Origin of the sequence: Pseudomonas sp. KNUC1026 (assembly GCF_021650705.1) — a bacterium.
GTDB lineage: Bacteria > Pseudomonadota > Gammaproteobacteria > Pseudomonadales > Pseudomonadaceae > Aquipseudomonas.
In genome coordinates, this window is sequence record NZ_CP087138.1 from 1,943,769 (window position 1) to 1,970,159 (window position 26,391).

The window sequence follows — 26,391 nt, forward strand, 5'->3', positions numbered from 1 at the left end:
CGGGGCGAAATCGTTTTACCACGCCCGCGTGAAAGTGCAGTTTTAAACCAGCAAGGAGTCAAAATGCCACTTATGTTGAAGTTCAGAGTGGGGAAGTGTCGTCGCGCGGCAAGCTGCCCGCCCACCGAATGATGAACTGCGTAGCTTCAACAAAGTGGGAGGGCGGCTTGCCGCGCGACGAACAGCCCGCCTCAACTGCGCCTGAGCACCTGCCGGTACAGCCAGGCCAATGCCACCAGCAGCACCGCCCCGGCCAGGGTCGGCAGCAGCAGGAACGACCAGTTCGGCTGATAAAGAAAGATGATCACCGGGTTGCTGCCTGCCGGCGGATGCACGGTGTCGGTCGCCACCATCACCACCGCCGCCAGCGCACCGGCTAATGCCATCAAGTACCAGGCGTCGCCCAACCCGTGCAGCACCGCCAGGCCGATGAACGATGACAGCACATGCCCGCCTATCACATTGCGCGCCCGTGAAAAGGGCGCGTCGGGGAAACCGTACAACAGCACGCACGACGCCCCGAACGAACCCATCACCCAGGCCATGGCGGTGAAGTGTGCGAGCGCACCCACCACCGCCAGGGCGCTGAACACCCCTGCGCCCACCGCCAGCAAACGGCGCCCCGTAACGCGGGGCCTTGCCTGGAGGGCACTGCTCATGCCTTGGCCTTGGCCTTGAAGCGTGCCGCTTCTTCCGAGCCACCCGTGGCATTGCCGGCGCTGTAGGAATGTGCGCCCACGCCTGCCAGCGAACCGCCTTGCACGATCAGGTATTCATCGCGGATCGGCCGGTTCTCGAAATAGCACTCCAGAATCTCGCGAGTGCCATCGGCGTAGCGCGTCTGCGCCGAGAGGCTGGTGCCGGAAATGTGCGGGGTCATGCCGTGGTGCGGCATGCTGCGCCACGGGTGGTCGGCCGGGGCCGGCTGCGGAAACCACACATCGCCCGCGTAGCCCGCCAGCTGGCCGCTTTCCAGCGCTTGGGCGATGGCATCGCGGTCGCACAGCTTGCCGCGCGCGGTGTTGATCAGGTAGGCACCACGCTTGAAGTACTTGAGCGTGTCGGCGTTGATCATGTGCTCGGTTTCAGGGTGCAGCGGGCAATTCAGGGTCACCACGTCGCACACCTTGGCCAGGCTTTCGAGGCTGGTGTGGTGAGTGAGGTTGAGCTCTTTTTCCACAGCCTCGGGCAAGCGGTGGCGGTCCAGGTAATGCAGCTTCACGTCGAACGGTTTGAGCAGGCGCAGCACGCGCAGGCCGATACGCCCAGCCGCCACGGTGCCGACGTTCATGCCTTCCAGGTCATAGGAACGGGCCACGCAATCGGCGATGTTCCACCCGCCCTGGATCACCTGGTTGTAGGACGGGATGTAGTTGCGCACCTGCGACAGGATCATCATCAGCACGTGCTCGGCCACGCTGTTGCTGTTGCAGTAGGTCACCTCGGCCACGGTGATGCCGCGGTCCATGGCTGCCTGAAGGTCGGTGTGGTCCGAGCCGATGCCGGCGGTCACGATCATCTTGAGCTTCGGGGCTTTGGCGATGCGTTCGGCCGTCATGTACGCCGGCCAGAACGGCTGCGAGATCACGATCTCGGCATCGTGCAGTTCGCGGTCCAGGGCGCTGTCGGCGCCGTCCTTGCTGGAGGTCACCACCAGGGTGTGGCCCTGGCTTTCCAGGTAGGTGCGCAGGCCCAGCTCGCCGGTCACGCTGCCGAGCAGGGTGCCTGCCTGGAAGTCGCGGCCTTTGGGCGTGGGCAACGTCTGGCCGTCGGGGTAGCGTTCGAGCCGGGGCAGGTCGTCGCGGGCGTAGTGGGTGGGGTAGCCGGTGACCGGGTCGTCGTACAGAACGCACACTGACTTTCGCCATGGGAGTCGATTCCTTGTTATGGGAGAAGATCGCCGCGTGCAGGGCAGCCAGCGCGCAGCACGGCGATCATCGACAACCAGGGGTGTGCCGTTCCAATCGTTTGATCGGATGGGCTGATAAGCGAGGGTTATCAGCGCCGGCCGGGGTTGGCCGGCGCTGTGTAGCGGGGAGGAAGGGTCAGACCACCAGCGACAGCAGCATGATCAGAATGATGCCGACCACCGACAGGATGGTCTCCATCATCGACCAGGTCTTGAAGGTGTCGGCCACGCTCATGTTGAAGTACTGCTTCACCAGCCAGAAGCCAGCGTCGTTCACGTGCGACAGGATCACCGAACCCGCGCCGGTGGCCAGCACCAGCAGCTCGCGGTTCACGTCCGGCACCAGCGTTACGACCGGGGCGACGATGCCTGCGCCGGTGATGGTCGCAACCGTCGCGGAGCCTGTGGCCACACGAATCACCGCTGCCACCAGCCACGCCAGCAGGATCGGCGAGATCTGCGCCTGCACCGCTAGGTGGCCGATCACATCACCCACGCCGCTGTCGACCAGCATCTGCTTGAAGCCGCCGCCGGCACCGACGATCACCACGATGGCTGCGGTGGGCGCCAGGCTCTTGTCGAGCAGCTTGAGCACCTGGTCACGGCTGAAGCCGCGCGCGGCGCCGAAGGTGTACAGCGCCAGCAGCAAGGCGGCGAGCAGGGCAGTGATGGGGTGGCCGATCAGGTCCATCCAGGCGCGCACGACGTGGTCGGCGGGCAAGGCCACATCGGCCGCGGTCTTGAGTAGCATAAGGAACACCGGCAACAGCACGGTGCACAGGGTCACGGCGAAGCTGGGGAGGTTCTTGCCGTCGGACTCCTTGGCGATCTGGTCTACCAGCTCCTGGTTGGGCGTGTTGGGCACATAACGCGAAATCAGGTTGCCGAACAGCGGGCCGGCGATGATCGCGGTGGGCAGGCCGACCAGCAGGCCGTAGAAGATAGTCTTGCCGATGTCGGCACCGAACACGCCGATAGCCAGCAGCGGGCCCGGGTGCGGCGGTACCAGCCCATGCACCACCGACAGGCCTGCCAGCAGCGGGATGCCGATTTTCACCAGCGACAGCCCGGTACGCCGCGCAACCACGAATACCAGCGGGATCAGCAGGATGAAGCCGATCTCGAAGAACAGCGGGATGCCCACCAGAAAGGCGGAGAACATCATCGCCCAGTGCACGTTCTTCACGCCGAACCAGCGCACCAGGGTCTGGGCGATCTGGTCGGCACCGCCGGAGTCGGCCATCAGCTTGCCGAGCATGGTGCCCAGCGCCAGCACGATGCCGACAAAGCCCAACACGCCGCCGAAACCGTTCTGGTAGGCCTGCATCACCTTGGCCACCGGCATGCCGGAGGTCAGGCCGAGAAAGCCGGCCGCCAGGGTCAGGGCGACGAAGGGGTGAATGCGTGCGTGGGTGATGAGCAGGATCAGGCCGACGATGGTGACGCCGGCATCGAGCAGCAGAAAGGTATTGCGAGACAGCCCGAACATGGCCTTGGCCTCTTGTTGTGATTGTTGTGTGGCGGTTAGGCCGGTTGTTTGAGATTCACTGCGCCGCACTCGCGCAGCCAGCGGTCGACCTGCGCCGCCAGCTCCGAGACCGGTGCAGTGGCGTCCAGCGGCAGGGTGTTGGGTTCGCCGGTCGGGACTTCCAGAGCAGCGAACTGGCTGTCCACAAGGCTTGCAGGCATGTAGTGGCCGGGCCGATGCGCCACACGGTAGGCCGATTCCTCGCGGGTCAGTTCGAGGAACACGAAGCCCAGCTCGGGCACTGCGGCGCGCAAGGTTTCGCGGTAGCGACGCTTGAGCGCCGAGCAGGTCAGCACGGGGCGCTCTCCCTGGGCGATCATCGAGGCCATTTCTTCGCCCAGGCGCTTGAGCCAACCCGCGCGGTCGTCGTCGGTCAGGGGAGTGCCGGCACGCATTTTTCGATGTTTTCAGGAGGGTGAAAGCTGTCGCCTTCGATCAGGCGGCCGCCGCTGCGTTCGACGATGGCGGCGCCAATGGTGCTTTTGCCGCAGCCGGTCACGCCCATGACCACCAGCGCGTTGAGGGGAGAGTGCATCGGTACCTCCAGGCGGGGTAGCGCTGTCTCGGTGGCTTGGGAACACACCGCGCCTTGGTCGCTACCACTTCGGTTGTTATTCCAGTCGTCCAGGCCGCTCATGCATTCCGACCCCAGGTATAGGGAAAAATTCTGACGGAAGCTGGCGTGAGACAGCGCTACCTTAACCAAATTAAACCGATTGGCAAGTACAATCGCCCCCACTTGAGCCACGATCAGCCTCCTTATGCCCGTCACTGGAAACCGCACCACCGGCCGCCCCACTCTCAATGAGGTGGCAGCGCTCGCCGATGTTTCACCGATTACCGCCAGCCGTGCCTTGCGCGGGGTGGCAAGCGTGGCGCCGCCGTTGGCCGAGCGGGTACGCCAGGCGGCGCTGGAGCTGGGTTACGTCGCCAACCCTGCGGCACGCGCCCTGGCCTCGCGGCACAGTGCCTCGGTGGTGGTATTGATCCCGTCGCTCTCCAACCACCTGTTCATCGACACGCTCGAAGCGATCCACCGGGTGCTGCACCCGCGCGGGCTGGAGGTGCTGATCGGCAATTTTCACTACGACATTGGCGAAGAAGAAAACCTGATTCGCAATTACCTGGCCTACCGGCCAGCGGGCATGTTGCTGACGGGCCTGGAGCGCAGCGAAGGCTCGCTGCGCATGCTTGCGGCCAGCCAGGTGCCGTGCGTCCACATGATGGACCTTGCCGATGACCCGGCTCTGGCCTGTGTGGGGTTTTCCCAGCAGCAGGCCGGGCGAGCCGCGGCGCAACATCTGCTGAGCCAGGGCCGACGGCGCCTGGGGTATATCGCCGCGCAACTGGACAGCCGCGTGCTGCACCGCGCCGAGGGCTTTCGCCTGGCGCTGCAAGAGCAGGGGCTGTATGACCCGGGCCTGGAAGTGCTGTGCCCGCAGCGTTCATCCATCGGCCTTGGCAGCGAGCTGTTCGAAGGCCTGATTGCGCGCCACCCGGAGGTGGACGGCCTGTTCTTCTGTAACGATGACCTGGCCCACGGCGCTATCTACCAGGCGCAGCGCCAGGGCATCGCAGTGCCAGGGCAGGTGTCGATGGTGGGCTTCAACGACCTGCCGCCTTCGGCCCACACCGTGCCGCGGCTTACATCCATCCGCACCCCGCGTGCGGAAATCGGCCAGCATGCGGCGCAAAAACTGCTGGACCGGCTCGACGGCAAGGTCGATCTGCAGCCGCATCTGGACCTGGGCTTCGAACTGGTGGTGCGCGAAAGCTGACTGCAGTTGAACCCTGAGGCCCGGGTGCAGCCAGATGCAATGCGCATCCAGTTCAAGGCCATGGCAACCATGCAACGCATCATCGTCGACCCACCGCTGTCTCCCTCGACACCCGAAGAATCGCCGAGCGTGTTCGACACGCCGCGCGCGCGCCTGGAGTTCTACCGGCGCGAGATCCATTTCGAGTCCAGCCTGCTCTCCAACCGCACCAACGCCTACCTGACGGCGCAGTCGTTTCTGGTGATCGCGTTCTGTTCCAGCATGGCGAACGTCAATACTTCTTGGGGGCCGCTGTTCACCATGGTCGCGCCCTCGTTATTGGCGTTGCTGGGGATGGTCAGCTCGCTGCATGCCTGGCCGGGCATTCGCGCCTCTTACGAAATCATCGACCATTGGCAGTTCAAGCAACGGCACCTGCTGGCCAGTGAACCGGCGATGGGCCGCGCCTATGACGATTCGCCGTTGTTCAGCGACTGGGAGAACAGCCAGAAGGGCTACCGCGCCTCCTTGCAGTTCAGCCTGCGCAGCCCGGTGATCTTCATTGTGTTCTGGGTGCTGCTGGGGCTGTTCGGCCTGTGGGCTCAGTTGCATTGAGGCGGCGATGTGCGGCGGTGGGCAAGGTTTTTGCGCCCGGCTATGATCCAGCTCCATGAACAGCCCCGAGTTGCCCTTGCGTAACCCATGCCCCCCGGGCGCCTGCGTGTGCGAGCGCGAACAGCTCCAGCAGCCTGGGGCGGATACGCGCGTCCTGTTGCTTACGCGTGATGAAGAGAAGCGGCTCGTTGCTCGGCTGGAGGGTTTGCAGAGCCTGGAGGATCTGCAGCGGCTTCAGCAAAGGCTGTATGAGCAATTGGGTGTGCGCTTGGTAGTGGAACCGGGCCCCGGCGAGGTCCGCAGTGCATTGGGCGTGCGTATCGAGCTGCAACCTCAGCCGGGACTATGCCGCAAGACTTGCAAGGCGGTGCCGGCGGCGGTAAGGCGGGCGATGGTGCAGCAGCCGCCGATTCTCTGGGCGTTGCTCGACAGCCGCGATTTGCTGGCTTGAGCGGGGCAGGTCGCGCGGCAAGCCGCCCTCCCACCACTAGCGCAAAGCCTGTGCAATTAAAGAAGTGGGAGGCCGGCTTGCCGGGCGCCGTGCAGCGGGCGCCGTGCGACGGGTGCCGCTTCTTCATCCAGCCCACCTCACTTCTTCAGAAGCCCCGCCAGCCCGGCAAACGGGTTGTGCGTAGCAGTGGCCACCTTCGGCGTGCTCAGCGAGCCCTCACCAAAATACTGCTGGTCGGTGTACCGAGCATGTTCGTTGTCGTGGCAGTACAGGCACAGCAACTCCCAGTTCGAACCGTCCTGGGGGTTGTTGTCGTGGTTGTGGTCGCGGTGGTGCACGGTCAGTTCGCTCAGGCGTTTGCCGGCGAATTCCCGGGCGCAACGGCCACACACGTGCGGGTACATCTTCAGGGCTTTGTCGCGGTAGCCGCGTTCACGCTCGCGTTGGTTTTCGGCGAGGATGCGGTCGAGTTTGGAGGTATCGGTGGCCATGGTGCACCTGCGGCGATTCAAAGGCTGCAGTGTATAGCCGGTGCCCACCCGGCGCCATGGCCTGGCGCCAGGTGGCGGCTACGCTCAACCGCGTTGCGCGGCTTTCCACTCACGCAGCCAGGCGAGGCCTTCGCAGGTGTCACCCTTTGGGCGATACTCGCAGCCCACCCAGCCGGTGTAACCCAACCGGTCGATCAGTTCGAACAGGTTGGGATAGTTCAGCTCGCCCAGGTTGGGTTCGTGGCGCTCCGGTACGCTGGCGATCTGAATGTGGCCGATGCCGGCAAAATCCCGGCACAGCTTACTGCTCACATCGCCTTCGACGATCTGGCAGTGGTAGAAGTCGAATTGCACTTTCAGGTTGCTGGCCCCGACCGCCTTGACGATGGCCTGAGCCTGGTCCTGGCGGTTGAGGAGAAACCCCGGCATGTCGCGGGTATTGATCGGCTCGATCAGCACCGTTACGCCCACCTTGGCCGCTTCGGCAGCAGCGAAGGCGAGGTTGGCTTCATACACCGCCTGGTGCTGCGCGCGCAGGCTTTCGCTCGGCAGCAGGCCAGCCATCACGTGGATGCGTTCGCTGCCCAGCACCGCGGCATAGGCCAGTGCCTGCTGAATGCCTTCCCGAAACTCTGCTTCGCGGCCGGGCAGCGAGGCAATGCCGCGTTCGCCGGCGGCCCAGTCACCGGGCGGGGCGTTGAACAGCGCCTGCACCAGATTGTTTTCGGCCAGGCGCTGCTTTAGCACCTCGGCCGGGTAGTCATAGGGGAACAGGTACTCCACCGCGTCGAAACCGTCGGCCGCCGCAGCGGCGAAACGGTCGAGAAAATCATGCTGCGGGTAGAGCATGCTGAGGTTGGCGGCAAAACGTGGCATCGCTGGAGTCTCCTGAATGCGTTTTATACCAATGGCCACAGGGCCAGGGTGATCAGAAAGCCCAGGGTCCCCAGAATAGTCACCAGCACCGTCCAGGTGCGCAGCCCGTCGCCGACGTTCAGGCCTGCCAATTTGGTGAACATCCAGTAACCGGCATCATTGATGTGCGACATCGCCAGCCCGCCACCGCCCATGGCCAGGCACAGCAGGGCCATCTGGTTGGGGTTCAGGCCCAGGGTAGCGATCAACGGGCCGAGAATGCCGGCGGTGGTCACCAGCGCCACGGTGGTCGAGCCCTGCACGGCACGCAGCAGCAGGGTGAGGATGAAGCCCAGCGCGAGCACCGGCAGGCCGGTATTGCGCAGCGCTTCGGAGACCACCGCACCAATGCCGGTATCGACCAGCACTTTACCGAACACGCCACCGGCGCCAGCGATCAGGATCACCATCGCCACACCCGGCAGCGCCGAGCCGATCACATCGCTCACCTGCTGGCGGCTCCAGCCACGGCGCGCGCCCAGCAGCCAGGCGCAGAGCAGGGTGTCGATCAGCAGTGCAACCAGCGGCGCGCCCAGTACCGTCAGCACCCCGCGCAGCGCCGAGTCGGCCGGCAGCAGGGTGGTGGCGAGCGTGCCCAGCAGGATCAGCACGATCGGCAGCAGGATCAGCGCAACGATGGTGCCGGCGCCTGGAGCCGGGGCGGCCGGCAAGCGGGCGGCCAGGCTGCTCGCGCTTTCATCCAGCGCACTGCCCTGAGCGGTGTGCTCGGCGTGCTGCTTGGAGTAGTCGTCGCGGGCCCAGGCCTGGATGTCTTCGTTGCTGATGTGCGGGCCGAATACCTCGGTGCGGATGTCGTCGGTCATGGGGTAGACGCGGCGAGTCATGCGCCCGGCGATGAAGTAGCCGATCAGGCACAGCACCGCCACGATCGGCAGGCCGAACAGCAGCACGCGGCCAATATCTGCGCCCAACTGGCCGGCAGCGGCCACGGCGCCGGGGTGCGGTGGCAGGAAGGCATGCACGGCCAGCAACGCCGCACACATTGGCAGGGCGAACACCAGCAGCGGCTTGCGCGTCGCGCGGGCCACGCCATAGGCCAGCGGCATCAAGATGATCACGCCCACCTCGAAGAACACCGGGATGCCGACCATGAAGCCGGCGACCGTGAGCGCCAGAGGCGTGCGCCGGTTGCCGAAGCGTTTGATCAGTGATTTGGCCAGCGCCTCAGCGCCGCCGGAGAGCTCGATGATGCGGCCGATCATTGCGCCCAGGGCGATGATGATCGCGATGTGGCCCAGCGTTTTGCCCATGCCACCTTCGATGGTGGCCACCAGGTCGGCCGGTTTTACCCCGGCCACCAGCGCAACGACGATGCTGACCAGCATCAGCGCCACGAACGGCTGGAATTTGTAGCGCAGTACCAGCAGCAACAGCACGGCGATGCCGGCCGCCGCGATGCTCATCAACAACATGGGGGTCATGGAAGTGCTCCGTCTTTTTATTGTGCCCGGGGCGCACGCCCCGGGGTGTTGGGTGCTGTTACCAGCGCGCGCCGAAGGCCTGGGCGAGTTCCTCCAGCGCCTGGGCCGGCAGCGGCTCGGGCTTGGGGTTGCTCATCAGCCACAGGCGGGCGGTTTCTTCGAGCTCTTCCAGGGCATAGGCGGCCTTGGCCACCGAACTTTCCCAGATCACTGGGCCCAGGCGTTCGAGCATCACACCGCGTACCTGGTTGGCCAGTTGCGCCACTTGCTCGGCCACCTTCGGCGAGCCGGGTCGTTCGTAGGCGATCAGCGGAATGTGGCCGACCTTCATCACCTGATAAGGCGTGATGGGCGGGAGGATGTCTTCCGGCGCCCAGACGCCGGCCAGGGTGAGGGCTACCAGGTGGGTGGAGTGGGTGTGCACCACGCCGCCGACGCTGGGGTTGCGGTCATACACCTGGCGGTGCAGAGCGAGGGTTTTGGAGGGCTTGTCGCCCGAGACCCATTCCCCGGCCAGGTTCACCTTGGCGATCGCGGCAGGGTCCAGGCGGCCCAGGCAGGCGTCGGTGGGGGTGATCAGCCAGCCATCGTCGAGCCGCGCGCTGATGTTGCCGGCGCTGCCCACGGTGTAGCCACGGCCGAACAGCAGCCGGCCAATGTCGCAGATCTCTTCGCGTTGCTTGGCTTCAGCGCTCATTGGGCACCTCCTGCCAGCTGCGCCAGGGCTTTGGCGAAGAAGTCGCGGCCACCGAAGTTGCCGGATTTCAATGCCAGGGCCAGCGGCGTGGCGCCGGTGCTCGCGGTGGCCGGGACGCCAGGGTCAATCTGTGCACCGATTTTGAGCAGGTTGACGTTCAGCGCCTGCACCACCGCGCCGGAGGTTTCCCCGCCGGCGACCACGAAGCGGCGTGTGCCGGCATCGAACAGGCTCTTGGCGATCTCGCCCAGTGCGTTTTCCACCAGCTCGCCGGCGCGCTCCACGCCCAATTGTGCTTGCACGGCCTTGACTTCATCAGGGCTGCTGGTGGCGTAGATCAATACGGTCTGCCCGGCGTCACGAGCAAAGCTCAGCGCCTCCTGCACCACCGGCTCGCCGGCAGCGAGCGCCAGCGGGTCGATGCGCAGGGCAGGGCGGCCGTCTTCGAGCCAGGCTGCGACCTGGCCGTTGGTGGCAACCGACGCACTGCCAGCGAGCACCACTTCGCCGCCGCTCACCAGTGGCAGCTCGGCGGCGTCGATGTCGCGCAGCTTGCCGGCCTTGCGGAAGTTGCCGGGCAGGCCCAGGGCAAGGCCCGAGCCACCGGTCAGCAATGGCAAGTCGGAGCAGGCCTGGCCGAGGGTATACAGATCGGCATCGCTGACCGCATCGGCGATGGCCATGGTCACACCGCCCGCGCGCAGTTGCGCGATACGCTCGCGCACTGCCGCCTCGCCCTGGGCCACGCTGTCGTAGCGCAGCAGGCCGACGTTGTTGGGCGTTTGTGCTTGCAGCACGCGCACCAGGTTGGCGTCGATCATCGGCGTGAGTGGGTGGTTCTGCATGCCGCATTCGTTGAGCAGTTGGTCCTGCACGAACAGGTGGCCGCGGAAAATCGTGCGGCCGTTTTCCGGGAAGGCCGGGCAGGCGAGGGTGAAGTCACTGCCCAGTGCCTCGAGCAGGGCGTCGGTGACCTGGCCGATATTGCCGCGCGCGGTGGAATCGAAAGTGGAGCAGTACTTGAAGAAGATCTGCTCGCAGCCGCGTTCACGCAGCCAGGCAAGTGCCGCCAGCGATTGCTCGACCGCCTCGGCGGCCGGCAGCGTGCGCGACTTGAGCGCGATCACGATGGCGTCTGCGTCCGCGTCGAGGTCGGCCAGCGCCGTGTCCGAAGGCACGCCGATGCTCTGCACGGTGCGCATGCCGCCGCGCACCAGCATGTTGGCAAGGTCGGTGGCGCCGGTGAAGTCGTCGGCGATGCAGCCCAGCAAGGGCTTGGCAGGAAGGCTCATGGGCTTACTCGCTGTCAGGCTTGGCGGTGGGCAGGGTGATGCCGGGGAAGATCTTGATCACGGCCGAGTCGTCTTCGCGGCCAAAGCCTGCGGTGGAGGCCTGCATGAACATCTGGTGGGCCGTGGCCGAAAGCGGCAGCGGGAATTTGCTGGCGCGGGCGGTATCGAGCACCAGGCCCAGGTCCTTGACGAAGATGTCCACCGCCGAGAGCGGCGTGTAATCAGCGTTGAGGATGTGCGGCACGCGGTTCTCGAACATCCACGAGTTGCCGGCGCTGTGGGTGATGACTTCGTACAGGGCGTCGGCGTCGACCCCTTCACGCAGGCCCAGGGCCATGGCTTCGGCGCTGGCGGCGATGTGCACGCCGGCCAGCAGCTGGTTGATGATCTTGACCTTCGAACCCAGGCCATGAGCGTCGCCCAGGCGATAGACCTGCCCGGCCATGCCTGCCAGCACCGCTTCGCCCTTGGCGTAGGCTTGTGCCGGGCCGCTGGTCATCATGGTCATCTGCCCGGCCGCGGCCTTGGCTGCGCCACCGGAAATCGGCGCGTCGAGGTAGTCGATGCCTTGCTCGCCCAGGCGTTTGCCCAGCTCGATGGCGAAAGTCGGGGCTACGGTGGCGCAACCGATGACCAGGCTGCCGGGCTTGAGCGCGGCGACCACGCCGTTGTCACCGTAGAGCACGGTTTCGGTCTGTTCGGCGTTCACCACCACGGTGATGACCACGTCGCAGGCAGCCGCCAGTTGCGCAGGGCTTGCGCAACCCACACCACCTTCGTCGGAGAACGCCTGCACCACGCTTTCGCGTACGTCGCAGGCATGGACGTTGAAGCCACTGCGCAGCAGCGAACGGGCGATCCCCAGGCCCATGGCACCCAGGCCAATGACGCCGACGTTTTTGTTGCTCATCCGTATCTCCTCGGTAGAGCGCGGCAGCGGGCGGCGCTCATGCGATGTTGTGATTTGTTAACGGATAGTGAACCGATGAGCGGATAATGTGAAGTGTTTTTTGTGAATGGCCATGCAGGCTGTGAGGGCTGGCACAATCGCTGGACGGAGGCACTGAAGCGCCGAGGCAGAGCGCGTTCATCGCACGGCCTGGATTAACAAAAGTTAACATAGCGATGTGAAAGCCTTACTCCGCCAGCATCAACTCCACCCCCAGCGTGCGGATGCCTTCCGCCGCGCCCGGCGCCAGGGCGGCGTCGGTGATGATGGTGTCGAACTGATCGAGCCCGGCGATGCGGTAGGTACCGAAGGTGCCGTACTTGCTGCTGGTGGCCAGCAGCACGCAGCGTGAGGCGGCCTGCATGGCGGCCTGCTTCACTTCCACCTTCGGCGCCGAGGGGGTGGTGGTGCCGCGCTTGAGGTCCCAGCTGCTGGTGCTCATGAAGGCCACGTCGGTGGCGAGCCGGCGCAGGGTCTGCGCGGCCAGTGGGCCGACGCAGGAGCGGTTGGGATGGTCGAGCAGCCCGCCGGTATGGATCACCTGCACATCAATGGCATCGGCCAGGGCCGCGACCACACCGAAGTCGTTGGTGACTACCGTCATGCCATGCAGCGCGCTGATGTACGGCACGATCTCCAGGGTGCTGGTGCCGGCGTCCAGGTACACGGTCATGTCCGGGTGCAGGAGGTTGGCAGCGCAACGTGCCATGGCCTGCTTTTGCGGTAGCTCGACCACCGCCTTGCTCTGATGGCTCGGCTCGCTGTGCAACTGGCTGGCGATGCGCACACCGCCAGTGACCGAGTACGCCTGGCCGGTTTCCTCCAGCAAGGCAATGTCGCGGCGGATGGTCATGTGCGAGCAGTCGAACATCTCCATCAATTGGTGCACGCTCAGCACCTGTTGTTTGCGCAAGGCCCGCAGCATCTGCTCGCGACGTTGTTCGGGGATCATCGGGGAGGTGTCGTCGCGGGGCATGAGAAAGGTCCTGGTAGGCAAGCTGAGTCGCGGGCAGTTTGGGATATTTCAGTTGTTTTGCAAGCGCCCGTTCGCCAGAGCAGGGGGCATCGCATGGGGATCCATTGTTTTTTCGAAAGTTCGCTCGCGCCACGCCGATGCGCTGGCTACAGGCATTCGCCTGGCGCACGTTGAACACTCATAACAACAAAAACGGCGCAACGACTCTCCTGCTTGCTGCCCGCTCTCGCTCATTGCTACGGGATTGCCCTATGAATATCCGCAAGAAGCTTACCTGTGCTTTTGCTGCCATCGCCTGCGTGCCCGTCGTGGTCGTTGCCGCGCTGGTGGTGTTCAACCTGCGCGGCCAGGCGGCCGAGGATTTCGTCGACAGCAGCGGCAGGGAGATCCGCCAGATCGACAACGCGATGCAGCAGTTCTTTGCCGGCATCAGCCAGAACGTGGAATACCTGGCGCGCGATCCCTTCGTCACCACCACCGGTGACCTGAAAAGCTATGTGGGCGCCGACGCTGCCAACGTGCCGCTGCCGCCGAACAACGTAGCGCTGCTGGCGGTGTTCGAGCGCTTCGCCAAAAGCCACCCCAGCACTGCCTATCTGTCGGTGGGCGTGGAAGACGGCACCTATGCCAGTTGGCCGGACGACGCCAAACTCTCGAACTACGACCCGCGCAAGCGTCCCTGGTACACGGCGGCCGTCGCCGCACCCGGGCAGACCTCGCGCACTGCACCCTATTACTGGGCTCCGGACGACGCTGTGCTGATCGGCACCGTGCGCAGCTTCAACGATGCCCAGGGCAAGCTGCGCGGCGTGGTGGGGCTGGACGTGTCGATCAAGGGGCTGACCGAGCAGGTCAAGGCGATTCACCTGGGCAAGAGCGGTTACCTGATGCTCACCGAAGCCAACGGCAACGTGATCGTCGACCCCAGCGACGCTAAGCACAATTTCAAGCAGCTCAAGGACCTGGGCCCTGATTACGCGCCCCTCGCCGCAGTGGACGAAGGCGCCACCGAAGTGACCCTCAACGGCGTGACCTACATGGCCAACGTGGTCACCTCCAAGGCGCTGGGCTGGCACTTCATCGGCCTGATCCAGCGTGACGAAGTGATGGCCAAGGCCAACCACCTGACCTGGCTGATCAGCGGGATCGCTATTGCCTTGGCGGTGTTGTTCGCCCTGGTGGGCATGAGCTTCTCCGGCATGATCGTGCGGCCGATTCGCGGCGTTGCCGATGGCCTGCAATCGATCGCTCAGGGCGAAGGCGACCTGACCCGCAGCCTCACGGTGCAGGGCAAGGACGAAACCGCCACGCTGGCGGGCTGGTTCAACCAGTTCCTCGGCGCCATCCTGCAACTGGTGCGCAGCATCGGCCAGGCCTCCGGCGACCTGCAGAAAGCTGCCGGCGGCAGCCGTGACGTGGCCACTGCCATGAACGACGCCGCCGGGCGCCAGCGCGAAGCAGTGGAGCTGGTGAGCACCGCGTTCAACGAAATGGTCGCCACCTCCAACGAAGTGGCCCGCGCCTGCAGCCACGCCGCCGCCAGCGCCGACGCCGGCCAGCGCGACGTGCAAAGCGGCCAGCAACACATCGATGATGCCACCGGCAGCGTGGTGCAACTGGCCGGCAACCTGCAAAGCGCTACTCAGGCCATGCAGGTGCTCGAGCAGGACAGCCAGAACATCAACAGCATCCTCGACACCATTCGCTCGATCGCCGAACAGACCAACCTGCTGGCGCTCAATGCCGCCATCGAAGCCGCCCGCGCAGGTGACCAGGGCCGAGGTTTCGCCGTGGTGGCCGACGAGGTGAGGGCCTTGGCGCGGCGCACCGCCGACAGCACTGGTGAAATCGACACGCTGCTGGGCAACCTGGCGCGCCGCACTCAGGAAGTGACCGTGCAGATGCAGCAGAGCCTGGGCATTTCACGCCAGAGCGAATCGCGCATCCAGCAGGCGCGTGGCAGCTTCGAAAAGATCCGCGACGCAGTCGACAGCATTCGCGATCAGAACAGCCAGATCGCGACCGCCGCCGAAGAGCAGCACCAAGTGGCTGAAGACATCAACCGCCACATTGCGCAGATCCATACCGACGCGCAGGAAGTCGAAGGGTTGGCGCAGACGGCCAGCAGCGGGGCGCGGCAACTGAACGAGATTTCGGCGGAGCTCAATGGGTTGGTGGGGCGGTTCAAGTACTGAAAGTCACTCCAGGGATGCCGGCGCGAAAGCGCCGGGTGTGCCTCAGGCGGCCTGAAACCTGCGAATCAACCGCACCAGCCACAGGCACAAGCCAAACGCCACAGCCGCCATCGCGGTCATCAGATGGATCATCGCCTCACTGCCCAGGTGAGCGATCAGATAGCCGCACGCCAGCGGCGCCAAGGCCTGAGCGATCAACGCTGGCTGCGCCATACGGCCGGACACCACGGCGTAATCCGCAGGTTTGACCACCACCAGCGGCAGCGTGCTCTTGACGATGGCGCGCAGGCCATTGCCCACGCCGTACAGCACCAGCCCCAGCGCCACCAGATCTGGCGTGAAGTCCACCAGCAGCAGGCCGAGCAGCGTCATGCCACTGGAGAGCAGGGCAGTGAACAGCGGTGCCTGGCGCTTGAGCAGCAGGTCGGTGACCCGGCACAGCACCTGCGCGGGGCCGATCAAGGCGCCCAGCGCGATGGCCGAGGCCAGGCTGTGCCCGCGGGCTTGCAGCACGCTGAGCAGCACCAGGGTCAGGCAGGTCATCAAGGCAGCGGCGAGGGCGAACAGCAGGGTCATCACCCAGTGCAGCGTGGGCGGCAATGCGCGCGGGTTGCCGGTGGTGGCTTTTGTGCCTTTGGCGGCGGAGACGGGCGCGTCGAGGGCGTAGCGGTAGAGCGGATAGAGCGCGAGCAGCGCAACCCCGCCATAGACCGCGCAGGTCCAGCGCCAGCCCAGGGCATGCACCATCACCGCCAGCAGCGGCCAGATCAGCGTGGTGCAAAAGCCTGAAATCAGCGTGACGCCGACAATGATCGGCCGCGCATTCAGCCCGTGGCTGGCGCCCAGCGAGGTGAACAGCGCGTCGTAGAGCCCGCCGGCCATCGCCGCGCCGAGCAGCACCCAGGCCAGCAGGAACCACGGCAGCGACGGTGCCAGGGCCATCAGCCACAGCCCGGCGCAGAGGAAGAACCCGTGCCCCGCCAGCACCACCCGCCCACCATGGCGGGCGATCAGGCGGCCGCACAGCGGCGCAAGCAGCCCGGCGACCAGCAGCCCCAGTGAAGCGCCGCCCAGCACGCCCTGGCGTGGCCAGCCGGTGCTCGCCACGATGGGGTCGGCGAGCACGCCGAGCAGGTAGAACGAGCCGCCCCAGGAAAGGATCTGCAGCACCCCGAGCAGGGCGATCTTCAGCGCGCCCGGCGTGGCGCCGCCAGGGCTGGCGGCGCCTGTTCGCTCATCTGAAGATCACTGTGCGGTCGTGGTTGAGGAACACCCGGTGCTGCAGGTGGTAGTTCACGGCGCGGGAGAGGGCAATGGTTTCGGTGTCACGGCCGATGGCAACCAGTTGCTCAGGCAGGTAGGCGTGGTCAACGCGCTGCACCTCCTGCTCGATGATCGGGCCTTCATCCAGGTCGCTGGTGACGTAGTGCGCGGTGGCGCCGATCAGTTTCACGCCCCGCTCGAACGCCTGGTGGTAAGGCTTGGCGCCCTTGAAGCCGGGCAGGAACGAGTGGTGGATATTGATCGCGCGGCCCGAAAGCTTGCGGCACAGGTCGTCGGAGAGGATCTGCATGTAGCGCGCCAGCACGACCAGCTCTGTGCCGGTGTCTTCGATGATGGACATCAGTGCGGCTTCCTGAGCGGCCTTGTTGTCCTTGTTCACCGGCAGGTGCACGAAGCGGATGCCTTCGCGCTCGGCCATGTGCCGCAGGTCGAGGTGGTTGGACACCACCGCGGTGATCTGCATGCTCATCTCGCCTTTGCTGTGCCGGTAGAGCAGGTCGCGCAGGCAGTGGTCGAACTTGCTGACCATCAGCAGCACGCGCAAGGGTTGGCGGCTGTCGAACAGCTCCCAGCTCATCTCGAAGCGCTCGGCCACAGCTTCGAAGCCGGCCTTGATCTGCTCGATGTCGTTGGCTGCGCCGTCGTTGAAGCGGAACACGGCGCGCATGAAGAAGGTGTTATTGCTCTGGTCGTCGAATTGCGCCATTTCGCCGATGTAGCAGCCCGAGTCCGCCAGGTAGGAGGTCACCGCCGAGACGATACCGGAGGTTGCGGGGCAACTGACTTTGAGCACGAAGTTGCAGGTTGAAGCGGGCATGAAGGGTCCTTGAACGAAGCGGTAATGGCCTGGGCAGGCTGCGCCGAACGGCGGCCCCGGCCGGGCAGGCGGCAGATATTACCAGAGAGCGGCGCTCAAGCATCAATGTGCCAGCGCGAAGGGTTCGCGCCGGCACACCGTCAGCAGGTCAGAGGCGGCGGCACGCCAGCGAACCGCAGGGCGGCCCGCTCACTTGCTCGCCGGTTTCCAGGCTGAACACCGAGAAGTGCAGGGGGCAGGTGATGGTGCGCCGCTGCGCGTTGACCATACCGTGCGCCAGCCGCCCCTGCCGGTGTGGGCACAGGCTCGGCACCTCGTAGCTGGCCTGGCCGATGCGGACCACGAAGGTGGGTGCTACCGGGTTGTCATCCGGCATGGGCCACCTCCTGGCCTGGCGAGCCCGCCCGCGCATCCTGCACAGCCTGCTCGAACGCCTCATCGATTACCGCCCGCCCCAGGCAAACGCCTTGCCAGGCCTTGCGGCAGTCCAGCGCGCCGCTGTTGTCCATCGCCTTGAGCAACCGCTGGCCTTCCAGGGCATGGAACACATCGATGTGCACGTGTTCGCTGTAGTAGGCGTGGGCCTGGATGCCCAGCCTCTGGCAGAGAGCGGTGTAACAGCCGAAAGCCGTCGGCACGACGGTCTCGAAGTAGGTGATCATGCCGGCGAACCAGGACGGGTCGTCGGCACGCATCGCCAGCCAGCAGAACAGGTTGGCGAAAGCGCACCCGGCCTCATTGGTCGCCTCGATGTGGCTGGGCAGGTCGGTAGGCATGCCCAACTCGCTCAACAGTGCCTTGTAGAGCGTGGTGTGGGAGCGCTTGAGGTTGCCGCAGCCGAACTCGTCGAGCAGCATGCGCACCATCGGCATCTGCGCCTCCAGGCTCAGCCGCGGCATCAGGTGATAGAACACCTGGGCCTCGGTCAGCCCGTCCAGCGCAAAGGCCTGCACCAGAACCTTGAACTCGTCGCGCGTCATCGCCTCGGCGACATAGCGCGCGCTGGGTGGTTCGTGGGCGGTGTCCTGGGCGATCAATGCATCGAACATTCGCCGCCACTGCGAAAGCGTGGCCGGTTGTTCGGGCGTTTGTGTTCTCGCCGTCAAGGTTTCGATCCACTGCCGTTCGAACGCCAGCAACGCAGGCTCGATCGGCTGCAAGTGGTCGATCAGGGCGCGGTTGGCGCGAAACAGCAGCTTGTGCGATAGCGTCATGGGGTGAGCTCCGGCAGGGTGGCTGCGCAGGCGAGGGTGCCGCGAGCCGCCAGTTCGTGCTTGAGGTGGGCGTACCAGTCCGGCTCGGCCAATTGGTGATGGGCATCGAGCTGCGCGACCAGCGCGGCGACGTACGTTTGCCCGTGCTCGCAAGCCAGCCGGCAGAGCGCGGGCTCCACGTTCGCCAGCGAGACCACATTGCCGTCGCTGTGCAGTGGCCCTGCCAACTGGTGCTCCCAGCCGATGTAATAGGCGATACCGGCCTGGCGCAGTTGGTCCACCTCGGCCTGCGTGCGCGGCTGGCTGGGCGAATCCTTGAGGCCGATGACCCGTGGCAACCGAGCGATGCGCAGCAGGGTTTCGAGGTTTTCATTCCCCGAAAGCGCTGCCTCGTTGTAGACCATCAATGCCAGGGCGGTGCTTTCATGCACCTGCCGGTAGTGCTCGAACAGCCGCTCTTGCGGGGCGCCTGCGCCGAATGGCGAAGTCACCATGATTGCCGTAGCTCCAAGCGCTTGTGCCAGGCGCGCGCGCTCGATGACGGCCTCTGTGGTCGCCAGCTCGATACCGGCCACCACCTGATGCTCAGGCCCAGCATGGCGCAACGTGTGGCGGAGCATGTCGGCCCACTGCCGCGCACTCAGGCGCCAGCCTTCGCCTGAGGTCAGGCAGGGGATGAACCCATCCACCAGCGCGCCGCAGGCGTGGATCAACCGCTGCACGGAGCGCTCGCATACCTCGCCCTGGGCATCCAGCGGCGTCACCAGGGGCACTAACACCTTGGGCCTAGACATGCTCGAGGTCCTCCGCCTGAATGCTCAGCGCCAACGACGCCTCATATAACCGCTGCAAGCCTTCCGGGAAGTGGCCGGGCGCCAGGCCGGTATTCGGCTGCGCAAGCCAGGGCTGCAGCGCAGGGCACGCCAGAAAGTCGAGGTCATGGGTGAAGAAGGGGGCCTGGCACTCGAGCACGTGGGCGGCCAGCAAACGCTTTTCCGTTGGCAAAGCAGCCAGTGCCTCATCGCTGGCAGCGCGCAGCACGACGGCGTCCGAGTAGCCGGCCCGCTGGATGCGCATCTGCGAATGCAGCACGTCCATGAACGGGTAGTACAGGTCCTGCAACTCGCGAGGCTTTTTCCAGATGATGGCGTCGCAGATGCCGATCTGGCTGAAGCTCATCCACGCCTGGCGCAGGTAATGCCCGGTGAAGAACGCAAGCGATCGGGCGCGCAGTTCCGGCTGCTGGTGGTGCATGCCCATGAACCAGCTGGCATCGATGATGGGGGTGGCGTCAGGCATCGTAGGCCTCCAGCGCGGCGCGAATCACCTGCATGGCCGCTTCGAAGGCTTCCGGCTCGCGGGCCAGGGCCAGGCGGACGTAACCGCTGCCTTGCTCCGGAGCGCTCCAGTAGAAGAACCGCCCCGGCAGCACGTACGCCTGGTGTTGCAGCAGGTAGCCTTGCAAGCGGTCACCGCACAGGCCCTCTTTGCGGATGCGGAACCAGGCCACGCTGGTTTCCACGGCGGGCTCCACATAACTCAGCAGAGTGCCGTCCAGATACTGGCGGGCGATGCGCCGGTTGGTATCGAGCACATCGCGCACCGAGGCGAAGCCATCGGCGGCGCTGTCGTTGATGTACTCGGTCACCAGTTGCAGCACGAACGGCGAAACGTTGAGCAGCACGCTGGTGACGATGCTGTAGATCTCGGCATTGAGCTCAGGGCTGCTCATCAGCGTTGCGCATTTGGTGTCCTGCAATGGCCACGTTTTGCCGGTGTCTTCCATCACCAGGTACTCGGTGCCCATGGCGTCGAGCAGGGCGTAGGCGTCCACACGGGTGCGGCCGCTGGTCTTGAGAAACGCCGCGAAGCAGAAGTCGAGGATCAGGAGCTTGCCGGTGATCCCGGCAGTAGCGTGCCACTTCAATGAAGCTCTCGTGGCCATCGGCGAACATCGAACTGCCGGTGGGGTTGTTGGGGTCGACCAGAAACACCGCGTCCACTTCGGCAGCGTGAGCCTGAAGCAGTCGGTAAACCTGGGTAGGGTCGGCAAGGATCGCTTCGGGCAGGGGCGCCATGGGCACCTGCATGTGCGCCAGCAGGTCGTGCAGGTTGTCGAAACACGGCTCGATCAGGCCCACGCGCAGGTTATGTTTGCGCAGGTAAGTGGCGGTGATGTGCATGGCCACGGAGGCTGCGTACACCAGGTAGATCTCGTCGCTGCGCTTGAGTGCGTGATGCTGGCCATGGAAGCGATAGAACGCCTGGATGAAGGCCTGCTCGCTCTGGTATTGCGTCTGGCTCTGCGCGCGTTCCCACAGCTGCGGGAGGTTGGCCACGATGCGCGCCTGGCTGGGGCTCTGGCGTTGGTGAGTGTGCGCGTCGGCGAGGTTATGGCGGGTCTTGAGCGCGTGGATCTCATGCTGGGTGATGTCATGCGCGGCCGGCGCTTGGGAGGGTTTGGCCAGTGGGGTGGAAAGGTGCATGGTGAACGGGTTCCTTTGATGGGTTGAGCGTTTCGAACGCCCGGCCATCATTGGTTTTTCAGCCTGTGCCGGTAACTGTACCTAGGTGCAGGCGACCGCCACGCAAGCAACCCGTCAGCTAGGCAGGCTGGCTCAGGCCAGGCCCAGCCGGGTGGCCTCGAAGACCGCCTGTTTGGCCGTGTGCACGTCGAGCTTGCGCACGATATTGGCCATGTGAAATTTTACCGTGCGCTCGCTGATGTCGCAGATGCAGCTGATCTCGCTGTAGGACTTGCCCATGACTACCCAGCCGAGGATCGAGTGCTCGCGTGGCGTCAGCGGCTGTTCCAGGGGCGATGCCACAGCGCCGCAGTTCATGTGGCTGTGAAAGGCGACCAGCGCCATCTGCAATGCGCCTTTGCAGCGCTGGATCTGCCGCTCGAAGCCGGGGTCACGCTCACGATTGAACAGGCTAAGCAACCCCATGCGCTGGCGCGGGTCGTGCACCACGAAGGTGTAACCTTCGATCAGCCCGCATTCGGCCAGCAGGGATTGATAGAGCGTTGCCACGGCGCCCGGCTTGAGCGGTGGCGCTTCAGCCCAGGCGAACGGCGCCACGCTTTCTATGCCATGGGCGACCAGGGGGTCGACACGGTGCAAGCCGCGGGCGCGATATTCGCGCTGCCAGAGCATCGGAAAACTGGAGGTGAAGTGAGAGAGCCGCTCGGTGCGTTTGTCGACCGTGAAATAGGTAAGAGGGCTGGTGATGTCGAAAGGCAGGTGTTCGACCAACCCGGCCAAGTGGGGATCCTGGCCCGGCAAGGGCAGCGGCGCAGTGGTGGTCATGAGCGATCTCGGCGTTATGCCATCTGGCTTGCCGGTACCGGAAAAGGCCGCGGTCTTGGGGTGGGGCGGCTGGCAGCCATTGCGGTGCGCCATCCTTTTCTGGTTGCATGTGCAACGAGTCTGCATTATCCCTATTGCATATCGCAAGGCCAGCCAGGAGTTTCACCCATGGGCCGTCATCCGTCGGAATCTGCTATCAGCACTGCTATGGCGGCACGCGCCTGCATCCAGCATATTCAGCGAAGCGGCTGGGCTTGCGAGGCGCCTTTGCCTTGCCTGGCCGGCCTGGTGGATCAGTTGCGCAAGGCGCCCTCTACCCGGGATCATCTGTGGGTGCTCGACGACCGAGCGGACTGGGCAACGCCAGGCCACGGTGTTCGCATTGCCGAGCTCGCCCGGCAATGCCTTGACGCCCCGCGGCCGTGGTTGCATCTCACGCGAGGCATGAGCCGCAGCCGGTTGGCGGCACTGGCGGCCCCCTCGAATGCTCGCGGCATCATCCTGAACGACATCGCACGCCACAGTGACGCGCTCGCCCGCCATTTGCCCGCGTGGTCATCCACCGACCTGCACTGCACGCCGTTCGACCCGGCGTGTGGAGAGGAGGCGAAGGCGATACTGGCTGGCGCCCTGGATGAGTTGTATGTGCAGGGCGCCACCGGTGTTATCTACATGGACTTGCAGGATGGCCCTGGCGAAGGGTTGGCGTGCGACCGCTCGGACGCGTACCGGGGCATGTACCGCATTTACGACGTGATCGACCTGCCACCGGCCGTGCGCTTGCTGGGCAGCGGGCCGATGCTGCGAGAGGTGCGCGCAGCGGCCGACCGGTTGCTCGCTGACTGGGGCATCATCGCCCAGGTGTGGAGCTGCCCCAGCTACACCCGGCTCGCGCGGGATGCCGCAGCCTGCGCGGCCAGCCAGGCACCGGAGCCTTGCCACTTGCACGCCTGCCTTGGCTCAGCCGCAGCGCCGGTGGTCGCGGTGACGGCCTACGCCGAATACGTTGCAGCGCAATTGAAGCCGCACCTGGCCGCCCCTTTCATCGCCCTGGGTTCAGACAGCCTGGGGCCAGGGCAGCCCTTGAACCGAGACTGGATCGTGGTCGCTGCGTTGCAGACGCTGGTGCGCAATGGAACCTTGTACCCGGAAGTGCTTCGCCAGGCCTGGAGCTGCTATCAGTTGGCCTGACCCGCCTTGCGGCTGCGCACGGCGTTGGCGCTGGCTCGTTGCAGCGCCTGTGTGAAGAGCGCTCGCTGGTCAACGTCGAACTCGACCAGGAACAGGTCTTGTACCGCCTGTTCGTAGATGGCCCACATGCGCTTGCGCAGGGCGCGGCCGCTGTCGGTGATACGGACAATCGACCCTCGCCCGTCTTCGCTGGTTTTTTCGCGGGTGACCAGTTGTTCTTTTTCCAGGCGGTCGACCAAGCGCGTGAGGTTGTAGCGCTCGATCGCCATTGCGTCGGCCAGCGCGTGCATGCGCCGGGCGCCATCCTCACCACTTTCGATGCCCCAGAGCGCGTCGTACCAGGCGTAAGGCGGCAGCTTTTCTTCGGCCAGGCGCCGTTCGATCTCGCGGATCAGGCAGCGGTGCGCGCGAATGAAGTTGTACCAAAGGTCGGGCGTGGCGGCGACCATGAAGTCTCCAGTGTCTGGGCGGGCGCTGTGGAGGAGCGATCATAGCCCCATTCGCGCCAGATTCAATTACAACGTCAGCGCGGCTGGGGCAGGGCATTCAGGGCAACGGCACGCCTTTGGGCCAGAGCAGCCAGAGGCGGCCGGCCTGCTTCATGTTGCCTGCCAACTGGCCAGCGGCATCTCCAGTGCCCCAGAACAGGTCGGCACGCACTTCGCCGGCGATGGCGCCACCGGTGTCCTGGGCTGCCACCGGGCGCGTCACCGCGGCGCCGTCGGGGCGGGTGGTGTCCAGCCACATCAGGCTGCCCAGCGGGATGACCTTGCGGTCGATCGCCACGCTGTAGCCGGCAGTCAGCGGCACATTGAGCGACCCGCGCGGGCCTTCGGGGCTGTCTGGCCGGGCGTTGAAGAAGACATAGCTGGGGTTGCTGTCGAGCAGTTCATCGACGCGGCCCGGGTTGGCCTGGGCCCAGTCGCGGATGCGGCCCATGCTCACTTCGTCCTTGGGCACCAGGCCCTGCTCGACCAGCCAGCGGCCAACGGGCTTGTAGGGGTAGCCGTTCTGGTCGGCGTAGCCGATGCGGAGCTGCTGGCCATTTTCCAGATGAATGCGCCCCGAGCCCTGGATCTGCAGAAATTGCAGGTCCATCGGGTTGGTCAGCCAGGCCAGCACGGGAGCCTTGCTGCCCTTCGTGCGCAAGGTGGCGGCATCGTCGTAGGGGCGCAGCACCTGGCCATCGAGCCGCCCGCGCAGGCGCTTGCCCTTGAGTTCGGGGTAGACGCTGTCGAGCGCCACGGTGATCAGGTCGCTGGGTATCCCATACACCGGCACGTTGTGCTGGGCGTCTGCCTTGAGGCTTCCCGGATAGACCGGTTCGTAGTAGCCAGTGATCAGCCCTTTGGGGCCGGAGGCCGAACGCAGGCTGTAGACCTGAAGCTGGTTTTCGAGAAAGCGCCGAACCGAGGCGGCATCACCAGGCACCTTCGCCGCTTCGGTACAGACCGGGCTCCAGACCGGGTCGCGTGCCAGGCGGGTACAGGCCGAGCGCCAGGCGGTGTAACCGGCCAGCAGGTCGGTGTCGCTGCTGGCGGGCAGGTCACTCCAATTGGCTTTGGTGTAGGTGGCGACCGGTTCGGCCTCTTTGGGCGGCTCGTTCTTGTTGCAGCCGGTCAGCGCGGCGAGCGAGATGACCAGGGCTGCGGGCAGGGCGCGCCAGGGGCGGGGAGTGAGAAACGACACGGCGGGCAGGCTCCAGAGCGGGCAAAGTTCGCTAGCTTGGGCAAAGGGGCGCGCCAGGTCAAATAAGCTTGGGGGCGTGTGTTACCCGCGCCACCCATCGCGCCCCTGCGCCTTGGCGATGTACAACTGCTCGTCGGCGATCCTGAGCAACGCTTCAGCACCCAGCGGCGCGGAAGGCAGGCGCGCGGCAATGCCGGCGCTGGCGGTCACGCGGGCATGGGGGCTGCTTTGGTGAGGGATATCGAGGTTACGGACTGCGGCGAGGACTGCCTGGGCGACCTGCGCCGCCCCGCGTGCATCCGTATTGGGCAGCAGCACCGTGAATTCCTCGCCACCATACCGCACTGCCAGATCTGTGGGCCGTTGCAAGGCACCGGCGATGGCCTCCGCCACCCGCCGCAAGCACTCATCCCCGGCCGCATGGCCGTACTGGTCATTGAAGCGTTTGAAGTAGTCCACATCCAGCATCACCAAGGCCAACGGCGCCTGTTGGCGGCCAGCCCGGGCGATCTCGGCGGCCAGCTCTGCGTCCAGCCGGCGGCGGTTGCCCAGCCCTGTGAGGCTGTCGGTGAGCGCCATCTCGCGCACCCGCTGGTGCGCCAGGCGCAATTGCTGGTCGATCGCCACGCGCTGGCGGATCTGCCCCAGCACGATCAGCCCGAATCCGGACAGGCAAGCGACCATCACCGCCAGCACCAGCCCGGTCTTGACCAGGTCGCGCCACCACGGCCCCACATAGGAATCTCGCGACAGCCCCGCTTCGACCACCAGCGGATAGCTGCCGAGCGCGCGATAGCCGTAGAGCCGCGTGGTGCCGTCAACCACAGCCTTGACCTCGGCCACGCCCTCGCTGGACTGCGGCAGATAGCGCTTGAAAATCTCGCTCTGGGTAAGGCTGGTGCCGATCACATCCTGATTGAACGGCCGGCGAACCAGGATGGTGCCGTCGCGCAGCGCCAGCACCAGTGCGCCGCGGTCGTCGATGCGAAAATCGCCGTAGTAGTCGACGAAGTAACTTACCCGGATGGTGCCCAGCAACACGCCAGCGAAAGAGCCGTCGGGGTTGTTGAGCCGCCGCGACACCGGAATGATCATTTCCTGGGTCGAGCGGCTGCTCACCACAGCGCCGATGCGCACACGGCGGTCGCTGTGGGTGCGGTGGTATTCGAAATAGTCGCGGTCGGCGTTGTTGGCGCCGTCTGGCACGCCGTCCTTGTCGGTCACCACCCAGCGGCCGTTGGCGTCGTAGAGGAACAACCCGTGCAGGTGGGGGATGATCTGTGCTTGCTGCTTCATCAAGGTGTGGATGCGCGCAACGTCCAGGTGATCGAGGCCGTCGCCTTCGACCCGCTCGCGCAGTGCATCGGTGAGTACATCGACCTGGCGAATGGCGTCTTCGGCATGCTGGGCGGTAGCGCGGGCCAGGTTGATGACCGAGTCACGGGCGCCCGCATAAGCCTGCTGGTAATCGCGCCAGGCGCGCCAACCTTCTACACCAATGAAGGTGGCCAGCACCAGCAACATGAAAATCAGGGAGAGGCGAACGATACGTGTGCCACTGGTGTGCGGCACCGCGTTTGTAGCGGCGAGCAAGGCGGAGGGCCCGTTGCGTCCTGGCATGTGGGTCTCGAAACAATACGGCGGGGGCCTGCGGTTGCACGCAGGCCT

Annotated in this window: 24 protein-coding genes and 4 pseudogenes; 6 read left to right on the plus strand and 22 right to left on the minus strand. The window is 65.3% G+C overall.

Annotation, left to right across the window (positions count from 1 at the left end):
- Positions 1-191: 191 nt before the first annotated feature.
- The 4 genes and pseudogenes from LN139_RS08830 to LN139_RS08845 all read right to left on the minus strand — a co-directional run bounded on the left by LN139_RS08830 (position 192) and on the right by LN139_RS08845 (position 3,972).
- Positions 192-659 carry an HPP family protein gene (locus LN139_RS08830; RefSeq protein ID WP_236359569.1) on the minus strand — a complete coding sequence of 156 codons (468 nt, stop codon included), beginning with the start codon at positions 657-659 and terminating at the stop codon, positions 192-194.
- Entirely contained in the window at positions 656-1,855 is a 1,200-nt protein-coding gene (locus LN139_RS08835; RefSeq protein ID WP_236359570.1) for an NAD-dependent formate dehydrogenase, read from the minus strand. The genes LN139_RS08830 and LN139_RS08835 overlap by 4 nt, the downstream gene beginning before the upstream one ends.
- Positions 1,856-2,045: 190 nt before the next feature.
- Entirely contained in the window at positions 2,046-3,398 is a 1,353-nt protein-coding gene (locus LN139_RS08840) for a GntP family permease (RefSeq protein WP_236359571.1), read from the minus strand.
- Between the two features lie 35 nt (positions 3,399-3,433).
- Positions 3,434-3,972 (minus strand): annotated as a pseudogene (locus tag LN139_RS08845) (gluconokinase).
- A gap of 226 nt (positions 3,973-4,198) precedes the next feature.
- Between LN139_RS08845 and LN139_RS08850 the strand changes: the two are divergent.
- The 3 genes from LN139_RS08850 to LN139_RS08860 all read left to right on the plus strand — a co-directional run bounded on the left by LN139_RS08850 (position 4,199) and on the right by LN139_RS08860 (position 6,260).
- Positions 4,199-5,215 carry a LacI family DNA-binding transcriptional regulator gene (locus LN139_RS08850; RefSeq protein WP_236359572.1) on the plus strand — a complete coding sequence of 339 codons (1,017 nt, stop codon included), beginning with the start codon at positions 4,199-4,201 and terminating at the stop codon, positions 5,213-5,215.
- 69 nt (positions 5,216-5,284) lie between these two features.
- Positions 5,285-5,809: a RipA family octameric membrane protein gene (locus tag LN139_RS08855; RefSeq protein ID WP_236360342.1), complete on the plus strand. Its 525-nt coding sequence runs from the start codon at positions 5,285-5,287 to the stop codon at positions 5,807-5,809.
- 55 nt (positions 5,810-5,864) lie between these two features.
- A complete protein-coding gene (locus tag LN139_RS08860) occupies positions 5,865-6,260 on the plus strand; it encodes a hypothetical protein (RefSeq protein ID WP_236359573.1) in 396 nt (131 codons plus the stop codon).
- Between the two features lie 137 nt (positions 6,261-6,397).
- Here the strand turns inward: LN139_RS08860 and LN139_RS08865 are convergent, their stop codons facing one another.
- The 7 genes from LN139_RS08865 to LN139_RS08895 form a co-directional block, all read right to left on the minus strand.
- Positions 6,398-6,751 carry a YajD family HNH nuclease gene (locus tag LN139_RS08865; protein WP_236359574.1) on the minus strand — a complete coding sequence of 118 codons (354 nt, stop codon included), beginning with the start codon at positions 6,749-6,751 and terminating at the stop codon, positions 6,398-6,400.
- 84 nt (positions 6,752-6,835) lie between these two features.
- Entirely contained in the window at positions 6,836-7,627 is a 792-nt protein-coding gene (gene otnI, locus LN139_RS08870; RefSeq protein ID WP_236359575.1) for a 2-oxo-tetronate isomerase, read from the minus strand.
- A gap of 23 nt (positions 7,628-7,650) precedes the next feature.
- Positions 7,651-9,108, minus strand: a complete 1,458-nt coding sequence (locus LN139_RS08875) for a GntT/GntP/DsdX family permease (RefSeq protein WP_236359576.1) — start codon at positions 9,106-9,108, stop codon at positions 7,651-7,653.
- A 58-nt stretch (positions 9,109-9,166) separates the two neighbouring features.
- On the minus strand, positions 9,167-9,805 hold the full coding sequence (gene otnC, locus LN139_RS08880; protein ID WP_236359577.1) for a 3-oxo-tetronate 4-phosphate decarboxylase: 639 nt from the start codon (positions 9,803-9,805) through the stop codon (positions 9,167-9,169).
- A complete protein-coding gene (gene otnK, locus LN139_RS08885; RefSeq protein ID WP_236359578.1) occupies positions 9,802-11,097 on the minus strand; it encodes a 3-oxo-tetronate kinase in 1,296 nt (431 codons plus the stop codon). Before otnK ends, otnC begins: the two co-directional genes overlap by 4 nt.
- 4 nt (positions 11,098-11,101) lie before the next feature.
- Entirely contained in the window at positions 11,102-12,013 is a 912-nt protein-coding gene (gene ltnD / locus LN139_RS08890) for an L-threonate dehydrogenase (protein WP_268944874.1), read from the minus strand.
- Between the two features lie 220 nt (positions 12,014-12,233).
- Entirely contained in the window at positions 12,234-13,022 is a 789-nt protein-coding gene (locus LN139_RS08895) for a DeoR/GlpR family DNA-binding transcription regulator (RefSeq protein ID WP_236359580.1), read from the minus strand.
- Between the two features lie 251 nt (positions 13,023-13,273).
- On the opposite strand from LN139_RS08895, the pseudogene LN139_RS25560 reads away from it, so the two are divergent.
- Both LN139_RS25560 and LN139_RS25565 read left to right on the plus strand, forming a co-directional pair.
- A pseudogene (locus tag LN139_RS25560) lies at positions 13,274-14,356 on the plus strand (cache domain-containing protein); the annotation flags it as partial.
- A 354-nt stretch (positions 14,357-14,710) separates the two neighbouring features.
- Positions 14,711-15,217, plus strand: a pseudogene (locus LN139_RS25565) (methyl-accepting chemotaxis protein); the annotation flags it as partial.
- Between the two features lie 42 nt (positions 15,218-15,259).
- On the opposite strand, the gene LN139_RS08905 reads toward LN139_RS25565, so the two are convergent.
- The 8 genes and pseudogenes from LN139_RS08905 to LN139_RS08940 form a co-directional block, all read right to left on the minus strand.
- Positions 15,260-16,387 carry an MFS transporter gene (locus LN139_RS08905; RefSeq protein WP_236359582.1) on the minus strand — a complete coding sequence of 376 codons (1,128 nt, stop codon included), beginning with the start codon at positions 16,385-16,387 and terminating at the stop codon, positions 15,260-15,262.
- A 64-nt stretch (positions 16,388-16,451) separates the two neighbouring features.
- Positions 16,452-17,318, minus strand: coding sequence for a formyltetrahydrofolate deformylase (purU, locus tag LN139_RS08910; RefSeq protein WP_236359583.1), 867 nt, complete (start codon positions 17,316-17,318; stop codon positions 16,452-16,454).
- Between the two features lie 148 nt (positions 17,319-17,466).
- The gene (locus LN139_RS08915) at positions 17,467-17,694 is read right to left on the minus strand and encodes a Rieske (2Fe-2S) protein (protein ID WP_236359584.1); all 228 of its coding nucleotides are present in this window, start codon (positions 17,692-17,694) and stop codon (positions 17,467-17,469) included.
- Positions 17,684-18,532 carry an iron-containing redox enzyme family protein gene (locus tag LN139_RS08920; RefSeq protein ID WP_236359585.1) on the minus strand — a complete coding sequence of 283 codons (849 nt, stop codon included), beginning with the start codon at positions 18,530-18,532 and terminating at the stop codon, positions 17,684-17,686. Before LN139_RS08920 ends, LN139_RS08915 begins: the two co-directional genes overlap by 11 nt.
- Positions 18,529-19,326, minus strand: coding sequence for a dihydrodipicolinate synthase family protein (locus LN139_RS08925; protein WP_236359586.1), 798 nt, complete (start codon positions 19,324-19,326; stop codon positions 18,529-18,531). Before LN139_RS08925 ends, LN139_RS08920 begins: the two co-directional genes overlap by 4 nt.
- A complete protein-coding gene (locus LN139_RS08930; protein ID WP_236359587.1) occupies positions 19,319-19,831 on the minus strand; it encodes a DUF6190 family protein in 513 nt (170 codons plus the stop codon). The genes LN139_RS08925 and LN139_RS08930 overlap by 8 nt, the downstream gene beginning before the upstream one ends.
- A pseudogene (locus LN139_RS08935) lies at positions 19,824-21,018 on the minus strand (pyridoxal phosphate-dependent aminotransferase). Before LN139_RS08935 ends, LN139_RS08930 begins: the two are co-directional and overlap by 8 nt.
- A gap of 132 nt (positions 21,019-21,150) precedes the next feature.
- Positions 21,151-21,843, minus strand: a complete 693-nt coding sequence (locus tag LN139_RS08940; RefSeq protein WP_236359588.1) for a LuxR family transcriptional regulator — start codon at positions 21,841-21,843, stop codon at positions 21,151-21,153.
- Between the two features lie 168 nt (positions 21,844-22,011).
- Between LN139_RS08940 and LN139_RS08945 the strand changes: the two genes are divergently transcribed.
- Positions 22,012-23,034, plus strand: a complete 1,023-nt coding sequence (locus LN139_RS08945; protein WP_236359589.1) for a transketolase-like TK C-terminal-containing protein — start codon at positions 22,012-22,014, stop codon at positions 23,032-23,034.
- Here LN139_RS08945 and LN139_RS08950 read toward each other — a convergent pair.
- The 3 genes from LN139_RS08950 to LN139_RS08960 all read right to left on the minus strand — a co-directional run bounded on the left by LN139_RS08950 (position 23,022) and on the right by LN139_RS08960 (position 26,343).
- Positions 23,022-23,483, minus strand: a complete 462-nt coding sequence (locus LN139_RS08950; RefSeq protein ID WP_236359590.1) for a MarR family winged helix-turn-helix transcriptional regulator — start codon at positions 23,481-23,483, stop codon at positions 23,022-23,024. The two genes, LN139_RS08945 and LN139_RS08950, sit on opposite strands and share 13 nt — an antisense overlap.
- Positions 23,484-23,580: 97 nt before the next feature.
- The gene (gene mltA / locus LN139_RS08955) at positions 23,581-24,723 is read right to left on the minus strand and encodes a murein transglycosylase A (RefSeq protein WP_442964398.1); all 1,143 of its coding nucleotides are present in this window, start codon (positions 24,721-24,723) and stop codon (positions 23,581-23,583) included.
- 81 nt (positions 24,724-24,804) lie between these two features.
- Positions 24,805-26,343, minus strand: coding sequence for a sensor domain-containing diguanylate cyclase (locus tag LN139_RS08960; RefSeq protein WP_236359591.1), 1,539 nt, complete (start codon positions 26,341-26,343; stop codon positions 24,805-24,807).
- Between the last annotated feature and the right edge of the window lie 48 nt (positions 26,344-26,391).